This is a genomic window from Cyanobacteriota bacterium, from assembly GCA_025054735.1.
Lineage (GTDB): Bacteria > Cyanobacteriota > Cyanobacteriia > SKYG9 > SKYG9 > SKYG9.
The window spans coordinates 1-11,249 of sequence record JANWZG010000081.1; the positions used below are offsets into that span (position 1 = coordinate 1).

Annotated in this window: 16 protein-coding genes; 5 read left to right on the forward strand and 11 right to left on the reverse strand. The window is 48.7% G+C overall.

The annotated features are described in order from the left end of the window. The 3 genes from NZ772_05790 to rpsB form a co-directional block, all read right to left on the reverse strand. The coding region (locus NZ772_05790) for an aldehyde dehydrogenase family protein (protein MCS6813070.1) at window positions 1-1,540 on the reverse strand (1,540 nt) is incomplete at its 3' end. A gap of 419 nt (window positions 1,541-1,959) precedes the next feature. Beyond that, window positions 1,960-2,328, reverse strand: coding sequence for a (2Fe-2S)-binding protein (locus NZ772_05795; protein ID MCS6813071.1), 369 nt, complete (start codon window positions 2,326-2,328; stop codon window positions 1,960-1,962). Window positions 2,329-2,358: 30 nt separating this feature from the next. Beyond that, on the reverse strand, window positions 2,359-3,159 hold the full coding sequence (gene rpsB / locus NZ772_05800) for a 30S ribosomal protein S2 (GenBank protein MCS6813072.1): 801 nt from the start codon (window positions 3,157-3,159) through the stop codon (window positions 2,359-2,361). Between the two features lie 200 nt (window positions 3,160-3,359). Between rpsB and pgl the strand changes: the two genes are divergently transcribed. From pgl to NZ772_05815, 3 genes are read left to right on the forward strand one after another with little or no spacing between them, the layout of a single operon-like run. Continuing rightward, entirely contained in the window at window positions 3,360-4,073 is a 714-nt protein-coding gene (gene pgl, locus NZ772_05805; protein MCS6813073.1) for a 6-phosphogluconolactonase, read from the forward strand. Window positions 4,074-4,109: 36 nt separating this feature from the next. Then, window positions 4,110-4,928 (forward strand): FHA domain-containing protein, encoded by an 819-nt coding sequence (locus NZ772_05810; protein MCS6813074.1) that lies wholly within the window; start codon window positions 4,110-4,112, stop codon window positions 4,926-4,928. Window positions 4,929-4,933: 5 nt separating this feature from the next. Then, complete coding sequence (locus NZ772_05815) at window positions 4,934-5,761, forward strand: ABC transporter permease (protein ID MCS6813075.1); 828 nt, start codon at window positions 4,934-4,936, stop codon at window positions 5,759-5,761. Window positions 5,762-5,789: 28 nt separating this feature from the next. Here the strand turns inward: NZ772_05815 and NZ772_05820 are convergent, their stop codons facing one another. After that, on the reverse strand, window positions 5,790-6,197 hold the full coding sequence (locus NZ772_05820; protein ID MCS6813076.1) for a hypothetical protein: 408 nt from the start codon (window positions 6,195-6,197) through the stop codon (window positions 5,790-5,792). 85 nt (window positions 6,198-6,282) lie between these two features. Then, window positions 6,283-6,486 (reverse strand): hypothetical protein, encoded by a 204-nt coding sequence (locus NZ772_05825; protein ID MCS6813077.1) that lies wholly within the window; start codon window positions 6,484-6,486, stop codon window positions 6,283-6,285. A 204-nt stretch (window positions 6,487-6,690) separates the two neighbouring features. Between NZ772_05825 and NZ772_05830 the strand changes: the two genes are divergently transcribed. Then, window positions 6,691-7,362, forward strand: a complete 672-nt coding sequence (locus tag NZ772_05830) for a response regulator transcription factor (GenBank protein ID MCS6813078.1) — start codon at window positions 6,691-6,693, stop codon at window positions 7,360-7,362. A 3-nt stretch (window positions 7,363-7,365) separates the two neighbouring features. Here NZ772_05830 and NZ772_05835 read toward each other — a convergent pair whose 3' ends face one another. The 6 genes from NZ772_05835 to rpmH form a co-directional block, all read right to left on the reverse strand. After that, window positions 7,366-7,884, reverse strand: coding sequence for a YceD family protein (locus NZ772_05835; protein MCS6813079.1), 519 nt, complete (start codon window positions 7,882-7,884; stop codon window positions 7,366-7,368). A gap of 8 nt (window positions 7,885-7,892) precedes the next feature. Beyond that, complete coding sequence (locus NZ772_05840) at window positions 7,893-8,426, reverse strand: RNA-binding protein (GenBank protein ID MCS6813080.1); 534 nt, start codon at window positions 8,424-8,426, stop codon at window positions 7,893-7,895. A 52-nt stretch (window positions 8,427-8,478) separates the two neighbouring features. Further along, entirely contained in the window at window positions 8,479-9,687 is a 1,209-nt protein-coding gene (gene yidC / locus NZ772_05845) for a membrane protein insertase YidC (protein MCS6813081.1), read from the reverse strand. A gap of 90 nt (window positions 9,688-9,777) precedes the next feature. Continuing rightward, the gene (locus NZ772_05850) at window positions 9,778-10,173 is read right to left on the reverse strand and encodes a PH domain-containing protein (protein MCS6813082.1); all 396 of its coding nucleotides are present in this window, start codon (window positions 10,171-10,173) and stop codon (window positions 9,778-9,780) included. Next, window positions 10,160-10,603: a ribonuclease P protein component gene (gene rnpA / locus NZ772_05855; protein ID MCS6813083.1), complete on the reverse strand. Its 444-nt coding sequence runs from the start codon at window positions 10,601-10,603 to the stop codon at window positions 10,160-10,162. Before rnpA ends, NZ772_05850 begins: the two co-directional genes overlap by 14 nt. Before the next feature lie 8 nt (window positions 10,604-10,611). Continuing rightward, complete coding sequence (rpmH, locus tag NZ772_05860; protein ID MCS6813084.1) at window positions 10,612-10,749, reverse strand: 50S ribosomal protein L34; 138 nt, start codon at window positions 10,747-10,749, stop codon at window positions 10,612-10,614. Window positions 10,750-11,099: 350 nt separating this feature from the next. On the opposite strand from rpmH, the gene NZ772_05865 reads away from it, so the two are divergent. Further along, window positions 11,100-11,249 (forward strand): DUF4079 domain-containing protein (locus tag NZ772_05865; protein MCS6813085.1); only part of this gene is annotated, 150 nt, incomplete at its 3' end.

The window sequence follows — 11,249 nt, forward strand, 5'->3', positions numbered from 1 at the left end:
CCACATCATGGAACGTGTCATGATTGATTCCCAACTCCTCTAAAATCTGAGTTATTGGGTGCAAGATCCCTAGATCAAATAATGGTTTGTCTGTAACCAGAAATGCCCGTTTCTTGCCTTCCAACTCTTTTAGGGCCACAGGCAGGCAACCGGGCTTAAAGTAAATCTTTGGTGGCACCCGGAACCACAGCATGTTTTCCCGTCGCTGGGTCACGGTTTTGATATTCAGCAAATGATGAGGGCCAACATTTTCCGAAACAGAGTTGCCACCCCATGTGCCGCAGCCCAAGGTGAGAGATGGGTCGAGCTTGAAATTGTATAAATCGCCGATCGCTCCCTGAGAAGACGGTGTGTTAATCAACACCCGTGCTGTTTTTAGGGTATTTTCAAAATAGGCAATATCATCTCGATTAGCTGGGTCAGTATATAGCACTGATGTGTGTCCCCGCCCTCCGAAGTTAACCAATTGTGTTGCTAGGTCTACAGCCTGAGCAAAATCATGAGCACGGTACAATGCCAGCACAGGTGCTAACTTTTCATAGGATAGGGGTTCCTCCACACCTACTTTGCTCACCTCTCCAATTAACACCTTAGACCCTTCAGGCACGCTGATCCCCGCTAGCTTTGCAATGCGTGGTACTGATTGACCAACGATCTCAGGGTTCAACCGTCCATCCTTCAACACCACCTGTCGTACAGCCGCCGTCTCATCTGGACTCATGATGTACGCACCCCGATTTTGAAACTCTGCCCTCACTTGGTCATAGATGGCATCCACTACCACCACCGACTGCTCAGAGGCACAGATCATGCCATTGTCAAAGGTCTTGCTGAGCAAAATGGAACTTACTGCCATGGGAATATCTGCACTGGCATCAATCACAGCGGGCGTATTGCCTGCTCCTACACCTAGAGAAGGATGACCAGAGGAGTAAGCTGCTCGTACCATACCAGGGCCACCCGTAGCCAAAATCAGCTTAATCTCTGGGTGTTGCATCAAGGCTTGAGATAGCTCCACAGTGGGTTCGTCAATCCACCCAATTAATCCTTCGGGTGCACCAGCAGCCTCTGCTGCGGCTTTGACAATCTGGGCAGCCTTGATAGAGCAGTGTTTTGCACGGGGATGGGGCGAGAAGATGATGCCATTACCAGTTTTTAGGGTGATCAGCGCCTTGAAAATAGTTGTCGAGGTCGGATTAGTGACGGGCACAATCCCTGCCAAGATGCCTACAGGTTCAGCAATCTTTTCAATCCCAAAACTCTCATCTTTCTCAATCACTCCAGTGGTTTTTTCATGCTTGTACTTGTTGTAGATATACTCTGAGGCGAAGTGATTTTTGATTACTTTGTCTTCTACAATCCCCATGCCAGTTTCTTGCACTGCTAGTTTGGCAAGAGGAATGCGTTCGGCATTGGCTGCCATAGCCGCTTTGTGAAAAATGTGGTCAAGCTGTGCCTGGGAAAAGGATGCATATTCAGCTTGGGCTGCTTTCACTTGCTGAATGAGTGCCTCCAACTCGGCTAGGTTGGTAACGTACATAGATACCTCCAGTTGTTGGATGTGTCGCTAAAAAACGAATGACCTTCTAGGGATTCGTCGTGCGATCGCTAGAAGGCCAATTTACAAACACGTTGCTATCAGTGCTGAAATATAAAGTGTTGAACTGTAGAGCCTTGAACAATAAAACCATTAGGGCCTTCCTCTCTATGTAACAGAGGAAACTACTAACTTCAACGAAACCGTATATCTAACTAAGCCGCGATGAGATGTGAAGCTTCGGTAACTCATCTAGTGCCATATGACCTTACATTTTTATAGTAGAGGCTAGGTTTCGTCTGGTTGCAAATCTTTGATATTTCTTTAGCAGTCACCGCTCATTTTCCGAGCTTGTATCGTAGCTTACTCTTAACTGCCCACTCTAGATTCGCTGCAGACTTGCTAATGATGCTGAGATTTCGCTAGTCTTCATCCAGGGGCAAGCCTGGCTTAACCCTGCCCCTGCCAAAATAGCGCCCAAACTGCAACTCGTAGACTTCGTCTTCGTCTTGAGTCTCAACTTCCAAGTCCGATCGCGGATAGCTGACACACAATAAGGCGTAGCCCTGATCCTGAAGAGCACGAGACAGCCCCATCGCTTCTGGTTGATACAAGCGTCCAGACCGTACCCGTACAGCACAGGTAGTACAAGCGCCATTACGGCACGAAAAGGGTAAGGGCGCACCCTGATTTTCAGCGGTCTGGAGAATGTATCGATCGGCAGGTACCTGCACAGTGTAGTGCTTACCTGTCTGCCGATCGTGAATTTGAACCTGATAGATTTGGGTCATGGTGATGGAGCTACTGTTCAGTTCAGGTGACTACTCTTCTTCTTCGCCATCATCGTCGTCATCGTCAAACATGCTATCGCTAGTATCGTCGTAGTCAAATTCTTCCTCAGCACCTTCATAGTCATCGTAGTCCTCATCGGTATCGGTTTGACCATGACGACCCTCATAGATGGCATCAGCTAGCTTGCCTAAGATCAACTTTACCGAACGAATAGCATCGTCATTAGCTGGAATGGGAATATCCACTTGGTCGGGATCGCAGTTGGTGTCCAACAAAGAAACGATGGGAATCCCCAGTTTTTGACACTCCAGCACCGCATTATATTCTCGTCGCAGGTCAATAATCACAACTACATCGGGCAACTTGCGCATGGTCTTAAAGCCGCCCAAGTATTTCCGCAAGCGATCAAGTTCTCGACGCAGCACGGCTGCTTCTTTCTTGGGCAGCAGATCCAGTGCCCCAGTTTCTTCCCGGCGCTCTAGCTCCTTAAGACGATCAACGCGAGTCTTAATCGTTGTCCAGTTGGTGAGCATTCCTCCTAACCAGCGCTGGTTCACATAGCCAGCCCCACAACGCATGGCCTCCTGAGCAATGATTCCTGCTGCTTGTCGCTTAGTACCTACGAATAGAAACTTACGGCCTTGCTCTGCTGCACTGCGCATGTAGTTATAGGCCTCATCCATCAACTTTGCAGTCTGTACTAAGTCAATAATGTGAACCCCATTACGCGAGGTATAAATGTAAGGAGCCATTTTGGGATTCCAACGGCGGGTCTGATGGCCAAAGTGAACCCCAGCCTCCATCATCTGGGCTAGTGAAATAACTGGCATGATCTTTCTCCAAATCGGGTTAATCCTCCACCTAGGCGCGAAACAGTCAACACTGTCACCCGATCGCCTAGGTGTGCGATGTTTGTTGTCATAAAAAATGCTTTTCTAGAATAGCACGACTTAATCGTCTACCGCAGAATCTTGCATCTGTCCTGATGAATGGCGTATTATCCGGGGGAGGTAGGGCATAGGTGATGTCTATGGGCAAGACGGTCGAAGTGCTGCCAGATAAAGATGCTCTGGTGCAACGGGCATTGACGCTAGTGGTAGAGATGATCCGGGCAGCGATCGCAGAGCGAGGTCAATGTGCAATCGCCCTTAGCGGCGGCAGTACCCCCAAGCCGTTGTACGCTGCCCTGGGGAAACAAGATCTTCCCTGGAATGCTATTCATCTGTTTTGGGGTGACGAGCGCTACGTACCTTACGATCATCCTGACAGCAACTATGGCATGACACGGGAGGTTTGGCTAGAGCCAGCGTCAATCCCTGCCGACTCTGTACATCCTATGCCGACCGATGCAGCCGATCCAGCCGTGGCTGCCCAGCAGTATGAAGCAATATTACAAGCCTTTTTTCAGCTAGCCCCTCAAGAATTTCCAGCCTTTGATGTCATTTTGTTGGGAATGGGTGATGATGGACATACTGCATCGCTTTTTCCCCACACACCTGCCCTACAAGTCCGCGATCGACTTGTTACAGTGGGTAATAAGGATGGTCAGCCGCGATTGACGATGACAGTACCTGTGCTTAATCAAGCCCGGAATGTTATCTTTCTGGTAGCAGGTGCTAGTAAGCGGCCTGCGTTGGCTCACGTCTTTGCTGATGAGGGTGATGCGTTAACCTACCCTGCCCGCTTAGTTCAGCCTGTTGGGAATCTTTGGTGGTTACTAGATGCTGCTGCCGGTGACCGTTAGCCCTCGATTTTAACCTTCACCTTGCTATTAGTTCCTATGATTGTTTGCCCCAATTGCAACCACCAAAACCCTGATGGTGCTATCCAATGTGAAGCATGTTACACACCATTACCCGCTATGGCAAACTGTCCTAACTGTGGCAGTTCTGTTCAAGCTGATGCAAAGTTTTGTGCTCATTGCGGCTACCATTTGACCCCAGCTTTCACGCCTGCAATCAGTGGAGGATTTTCCCCTATGTCACCCAACGCCAGCAATAACCTGCCAGATTTGCCAGAGCCAGAACCTCTGGTCGAGCCAGATCCATTGATAGCTATGTCTACAGGCCAACCTGAAAATGCACAGGAACTACCCACTGACTTAGAATCCTTTGATTTAGATCTGGATGAATTCAACTTAGATGACCCGAATACTGGCGTACCCCTCGAAGACTTGCCAACAGTGCAGGAACCTGTATCTCGGGTATCGACTCCATCCACGGCAAAGGCTGCTAAGGCTGGGGGGGCACCAACCCAGTTACAGGTTCAAACCGCTTCGTTGTTACATATTCTCACAAATACAGTGGTGGAATTGCCTTCTCATCTGACGGTTATCCATATAGGTAAGCCGAACGATCGGGTGCCTCCAGATATTGATGTCTCCGGCTTTCCAGACTCAGAAGTGGTGTCTCGGATCCATGCAGATATTCGCAATGAAGGCGATGCCTACTACCTGGAAGATGTGGGTAGTTCTAACGGTACCTACGTGAACAATTTACCTCTACCTAAGGGCAACCGCCATCGGTTGCGCCCAGGCGATAAGATTTCTCTAGGTAAAGGTGATAAGGTATCGTTTCTATTTCAACTGAGAGAAGGCTAGTCAGTATGGTAGATGCACCACTGAACAGATTGCCCAAATCGACCAGCCGTTCTCCCTGGGGAAGCATTATTGGCGACAGCATAACTATCTTTTGGGGTGAGTGGTTAGAACTGCGTGCTCGTATTCCTCAGGTAGTAGCATCGGGCTTGGTGTCGCCGCTAATTTACATCTTGGCCTTTGGGCTAGGGCTAGGGAGTACCTTAGATCGGGTTTCTCGGCCAGTTATGGGTGACAACTATCTGCAATTCATCCTGCCTGGAATGGTGGCTCTGTCATCAATGGTCATCAGCTTTGGGGGCACTACCTTTTCCATTTGTGGCGATCGGCTGTTTAGCAAAACCTTTGAAGAAATGCTCCTAGTGCCCATCCATCCCTTGGCTCAGTATATGGGTAAGATGTTAGCTGGTGTAGTCAGGGGGCTGTTAACGTCTGCTTCCGTGATCGTAGTAGCTGTATTGTTCACGGGTAAGGTTTGGAGCTTCTTGAATCCTCTATTTTGGCTGGTATTAGTTCTCAATTGTGCTGTGTTTGCAGGGCTAGGGGTGATTGTAGGGCTAACAGTGAAATCCTTGGAAAGCGTGGGACTTTATAACAACTTTGTGATTGTGCCCATGTCGTTTCTGGGTGGCACATTCTTCGATCCACAACAGTTGCCGATCGCTCTGAAAATCATTGTTTATCTACTACCGTTGACCTACACGACGATCGGCCTGCGTGCAGCAGCCTATTTGCCACTTGCCCAGTTTCCTTGGTACACGCTACCAACTCTGCTAGTAGTAGCGATCGTTCTTGCTGTTCCCGGTGCTTACCTATTTTCTCATCAGCAAGATTGACCTTCGTTCCCACAATGCATTCAACCGTCTACACCCTAGAGACTTCTTGAGCAGGTGATAACAGCGACCCTTCACCTAGCAACGCCTTCACAGTTTGGGGGGAAATCTCAATCCATCGGGGATTTCTAGCTTGCCCGTGGCACCATTCAACTACTACTTGGCTAAAGTCTGAGCCTGTGGGTTTCCTGAAGCTAGAGGTGTAGTGTTCCAGCCATATGAGATTGGCAGTATCCAGTTGAAACTCGTGCACAATTTGCTCCATCAACTTTTCAACTACATAGGGAATAAACCAACCCATCTCAAACCCCATATCGGTAATCAACACAATTTGCACTTCCGTATGGGGCTGCAAGATATGGAGATGGCATTGTAACTGCCAGATGCCAAATACTTGACCTGGCATTTGACAGTGGTAAATCTGGTCAACAATTTTCATGGTGATTCGGGTTTATCGGGTTCGATGGGGTAAATGTAGAAATCCTAAGTGTCTGGATGACAAAGATTTAGCCATCAAGTAATGGTTAGTTTGAGGCAATGCTAGGTGCTGTTATCAGCGATTGAGCAAATAGAAATTGCCGACCTAGGATTGCAGGCACTACGCTCAAGCTAGGTAATAGCTCTATAGCGGGCATCTCTTGCCAACAGGTGCGGCAAAACCAATACACCTGGTGATGTCGGACATGGCGTAGCATCGGATTAGAACAGCAAGGGCAGTACGTTGTCATAGCAGTATCGATGGTTAGAAAATAAAAGGGCCTCAATCATGCGCTGAGAGTTAACGGCTTCATGTAAGTGCTCGATAGACTGTAGGGATTAAATTCCTTTGCAACCTTCTATAAGATTGCTCACCAGGGAGCTACTTTCAGCGGCATATCTTTCTTCTGAATTTAGACTACTGCTGACTTTTGAAGATTTTTTGAAGTTGGTCAATGAAACTGTTGCTAGTTGAAGATGATCCGGTTGTTGCTGATATTTTGACTGAAGCCTTGACAGCGCAGCATTGGGTAGTTGAATGCACTGATGACGGCAATACTGGACTCACCCTTGCCAGCAGCCATGAGTATGACTTAATTGTGCTAGATATCGGGCTACCTAATATGGACGGCTTGACGATCTGTAAGCAACTTCGGAGCAGGGGTTATCAAAATCCCATTCTCTTTTTGACGGGTGAAACCAGTAATGATGCTCAAGTGACTGGACTTAATGCTGGTGCTGATGACTACGTGACAAAGCCGTTCGATTTGCAGGTGTTTTTGGCAAGAGTGCGGGCAGTCACGCGCAAGGGAAAAGCCGCAGCTAGCGTATTGACCTGGAGGATGCTTCAGCTTGACTCAGCAAGCGGTCAAGTGTTGTGTCACGGCAAGCCAGTGCACCTGACGGCAAAGGAATATGGCTTGTTGGAACTGTTTCTGCTGAATCCTAACCGCATCTACAGTCGGCGGGCAATTCTCGATCGCCTTTGGGACATAGCTGAAGCGCCCGGAGAAGAGACCGTTAGCACCCATATCAAGTGTATTCGTCAAAAGCTCAAGCTAGCTGGAGGCGATGATCCAATTGAAACTGTGCATGGTATGGGCTATCGATTGCGATTTCCTGGATAAATGCTACGGTTGCAGGCGATCGCGAAGGGCAGCTAGTGATGACCAGCGACGATCCGTTGGAGTGTGATCTTGACCATCGGAATCTGTGGAAGTCGTGGCTTGAATTCCGGGACAGGTGGCTGCACATAACTGCTGTAGGGGCAAGCTCAAACATAACTGTTCATATAGCCAGCCAGTGGGAGAAAAGTGACCTTGAGCCGGTAACGTCTCTACCAAATCTTCATAGTCAGAGTCTTCTGGTATCACATCAGTAGCATCAGAATGAGCAGTTTCTGTCAGCCAGATTAACTCAGAGGCAGTAGTTTGCAGCCGATGATTGTAGTTACGCAAACACCGATCACAGGTGAGGGTGATAATAGCCTCTGCCTTGGCAGAGACATCCAAATAGTTACCGCAATGTCTAACAGTTACGGTGCCTTTGACTGGCGTTAAGGTTTGTAAGTCGGGTAAAAAGCCCTCAACCTGGATAGTTCTGGAGCGATCCCGATCGTTCAGCAGGTGAGGAATATGAATGGCATCCATAGGGGATATTAACTCGATGAGCGTTGACGAACCACCAGCCGCCGATCGGGTTCTACCCCCCGGCTTTCAGTGGCTAGATCAGGACAAGTTTGCAAATAAGTATGAATCCAACGTCGCTCAGCCGACGATAATGCTGGAATTTCGTATTCCTTACCCGTTTGCCGTACTTCGGCAACTGCTTGCTCTGCAATAGCTCGCAGTTCTACCTGTCGCTGAGCACGGTAACCAGCTAGCTCCACGGTGTAGGCCTGTTGATGATCTTGGCTTTGGTGCAGATTCAGGATTGTGTTGCCTAAATACTGAATAGCGTCTAAAACTGCTCCATCTCCACTCAGCAGCACTGCCACTTGGTCGGGATGCAATGTTGTGTGATCAATGGTTAACCACCAGTCTTGACGAATATTACCACCAACCTGATCTGTACCCTCCAAGGCTCCTATGCTGTTGCGTTCAGCGTGAACGGAGGCTGGCAACCCTGCAAGTCGTAGCAGTGTCGTTAGCCATGTTACACCTCGCTCTATTACTGCTTCTTCGGTCATCATGACATCCTTCTTCTGAAGAGAGCAATCCCAGTGCTGGCAGCAATCAACCAAGCTATGCCTTCTTTTTCGACGATCGACCAGGCTCAAATGGCAGGGCAGAACGACCACCCGTAGTCGTAGTCTTAGACGACCCCGTATTCGTAGCCTTCGGCGATGATGAGGTTGCCTCCACGTTAATCGTCGTTGCAGCCGCCTGGGCATCTACAATCTTCTGCAAATTTTCTGGCAATGGCTCCCTCAAGAGCAAAAAGGTTTGCCCCGTTTGGAAGATGTTAGCAATGAGCATATACATCAACACACCGGCAGGTAACGGGAAAAACAAGAACATGCCAGAAAACAGCACAGGTGTAATCTTGTTAACCGTATCCTGTTGAGGATTATCGGATGAGCTACCCTGACCAGTCAGCAACTGGTTGATGTACAAGCTGATGCCGAAGCCCAGGATCATCACAACTACATCCCAGTGAATTGTGCCATCTGGATCAAAGGCCCCAACTCGCCCCAGGGCCTCGATAAACAAAAAGCCTTTATTAGCTGCAAGCCCAGGAATCTTACCTTGGAGAGTAGCTTCACCGGGAGCGATCGCCGTGATCGTGCCATCTTCGGTGACACTTACAACGCCTTCACCCTTAGTCACCGTCCATTGAGGAGTTAGCTCAGGGTTAGGATATGCTTGCAACAAATCACTCAGGGGCTTACCCTCTACGGTCTGAAACAAGACCTTGCTTTGTTCACCAACCGCTAGCTTTGTGCCAGAGGGCATGACCGCAGAAACTGGTGGATGGACGCCGACTGACAAATAGATATTCTGGGGAGGTGTGGCAAAAGCTTGGGGCACTATCTGCTCCATCTGCTCCTTGGGCAAAACTTGGACATTCACGTTGTAGCTGACATCAGCAAAGGGTGATCCCCGCAAGGTCGCAAACAGGGCAAACAAAACTGGCATCTGTAGCAAGATAGGCAAGCAACCCGACAGCGGATTACCAAATTCCTGAAATAGCTTGCTCAACTCTTCTTGCTGCTTAGCTGGATTATCCTTATATTTTCTCTGAATCTCTTCCTGGCGTTGCTTCATAACAGGCTGCGCCACTTTCATCCGGCGCATACTGCGAATAGAACCAGCACTCAGAGGATAGACAGCAAGGCGCACTACCAGCGTTAGCGCGACGATCGCCAACCCGTAACTAGGCACAACCCCGTAGAAAAAATCCAGGATTGGCAACATGACATTGCTCGAAAGGAAGCTAACTCCAAAATCCATGCGTCCTAAACCACCGTAGGGGTTACTGAAATTGTCTTACTCAACTGTACTGAAAAGTAACACGTCTTGACAGCTAAATTTTGTCAGCCACTAACTAGTTGCGCTAGCTGCTGTTGCTTTCTTAGCCTTATCGGCCACGCGCTGCTCAATATAGGCTACAACCTCACGGAAATTAGGCACAGAGCGCATTTCCAACTGATTGCCATTTTTGAGGGTAATCACCATATCACCCCACGCTCCCCAACCACGAGGTACTGACTTGATGGTAACTATCTCTGAGTAAACAACATCAGAGCGACTGCGCCCAAGCCAACCACCTGTTACCGACACTCGACGATTGGTAATGCGGTAACGCAGCCACAACGCCCGGACGATGGCTCCTACTGTGAAGGGAATCAGGATCAGGGTAAAGCCAGCAAGAATGCCTAAAATTAAATCGCCAACATGGGGACCACCGTCGTAATAAACCTCTTCACGAATGCCCATATAACACCTGACTATCTGTTAACAATTGCTTTAATTGTTGCAGAATTTCTTGATAATTACATTGAATTAGTCCAGGACGAGCAATAACTACCACCTTCCAGGATGGTGCCATCTGGGGCAGCAACTCCCGGATTGCCGCTTGAATGCGTCGTCGAATGCGATTTCTAACGACGGCTCGCTTACTGACCTTGAGACTGACTACAACACCAATCTGAGTTGGTTGAATTGTGGTATGCACACCTGTGCTAACACTACGATCGCATACGTCCGGATGGGAATCGCTGGTCTGAGAATCACCCGCAGGGATGTGAACACTACTTACATGTAATGCTCGGAGCGTTAAGTGCTCAGTTGATCGGCGTACTCCATGATTATAAACCTGGTTAAAGTCCCGCCGATTTCGGAGTCGATGAACTCTGGGCAACCCCATTCATTGCCCTACACGGCCAACCGTGCACGCCCTTTAGCTCGCCGCGCTTTGATTACTCGCTGTCCATTCTTGGTACGCATCCGCACGCGAAACCCAGAAACCCGCTTACGCTTACGGTTAGTGCCATGTAGTGTTCGTTGCGTCATAGCTCTTTACCCTTTCTACCAGGAAAAACTCAAGCAAACCTTAAAAGTCACAATCGTTAATGCTATCACAATTACACCTTGGTTAGAACCAGCCGTTGGGGGGGGTATTAATCCTCTTTCAGTCCTTTTTGTCAAACAATGTCAGCTTGGGGGCGATGTCAACGCTCAGGCACATTGTGAACTTAGATATATGGAGACGATCGTACGCTATTACAATTTGTAAAGGTGCCCGTGAAGCGCAGGTTGTGGCAAGTGATTGCACCCTGTAGACATTTGCCACGGATAGAGCTTTGATTGGCGCAGATAGCACTGAGTTTAGTAGTTGTAACCCCTGGAGAGAGAAGATGGATATGAGTACACAGTTGAGTACGTTGAGTACACAGTTAAGCGAATTGCTGGAGCCGATCGCCGCTTGGTTTCGAGGGATGAACATTCCTGAACCCATTACCCATTGGGGACACCCTGCCATGATGGCAACGGTGATTTTTATCATGGGTGGA

What these genes read in the sequence shown, in the direction of transcription:
- NZ772_05795 (MCS6813071.1), bottom strand. Translation starts at nt 2,328, where the DNA reads ATGACCCAAATCTATCAGGTTCAAATTCACGATCGGCAGACAGGTAAG.
- rpsB (MCS6813072.1), bottom strand. Translation starts at nt 3,159, where the DNA reads ATGCCAGTTATTTCACTAGCCCAGATGATGGAGGCTGGGGTTCACTTT.
- pgl (MCS6813073.1), top strand. Translation starts at nt 3,360, where the DNA reads ATGGGCAAGACGGTCGAAGTGCTGCCAGATAAAGATGCTCTGGTGCAA.
- NZ772_05810 (MCS6813074.1), top strand. Translation starts at nt 4,110, where the DNA reads ATGATTGTTTGCCCCAATTGCAACCACCAAAACCCTGATGGTGCTATC.
- NZ772_05815 (MCS6813075.1), top strand. Translation starts at nt 4,934, where the DNA reads ATGGTAGATGCACCACTGAACAGATTGCCCAAATCGACCAGCCGTTCT.
- NZ772_05820 (MCS6813076.1), bottom strand. Translation starts at nt 6,197, where the DNA reads ATGAAAATTGTTGACCAGATTTACCACTGTCAAATGCCAGGTCAAGTA.
- NZ772_05825 (MCS6813077.1), bottom strand. Translation starts at nt 6,486, where the DNA reads ATGACAACGTACTGCCCTTGCTGTTCTAATCCGATGCTACGCCATGTC.
- NZ772_05830 (MCS6813078.1), top strand. Translation starts at nt 6,691, where the DNA reads ATGAAACTGTTGCTAGTTGAAGATGATCCGGTTGTTGCTGATATTTTG.
- NZ772_05835 (MCS6813079.1), bottom strand. Translation starts at nt 7,884, where the DNA reads ATGGATGCCATTCATATTCCTCACCTGCTGAACGATCGGGATCGCTCC.
- NZ772_05840 (MCS6813080.1), bottom strand. Translation starts at nt 8,426, where the DNA reads ATGATGACCGAAGAAGCAGTAATAGAGCGAGGTGTAACATGGCTAACG.
- yidC (MCS6813081.1), bottom strand. Translation starts at nt 9,687, where the DNA reads ATGGATTTTGGAGTTAGCTTCCTTTCGAGCAATGTCATGTTGCCAATC.
- NZ772_05850 (MCS6813082.1), bottom strand. Translation starts at nt 10,173, where the DNA reads ATGGGCATTCGTGAAGAGGTTTATTACGACGGTGGTCCCCATGTTGGC.
- rnpA (MCS6813083.1), bottom strand. Translation starts at nt 10,603, where the DNA reads ATGGGGTTGCCCAGAGTTCATCGACTCCGAAATCGGCGGGACTTTAAC.
- rpmH (MCS6813084.1), bottom strand. Translation starts at nt 10,749, where the DNA reads ATGACGCAACGAACACTACATGGCACTAACCGTAAGCGTAAGCGGGTT.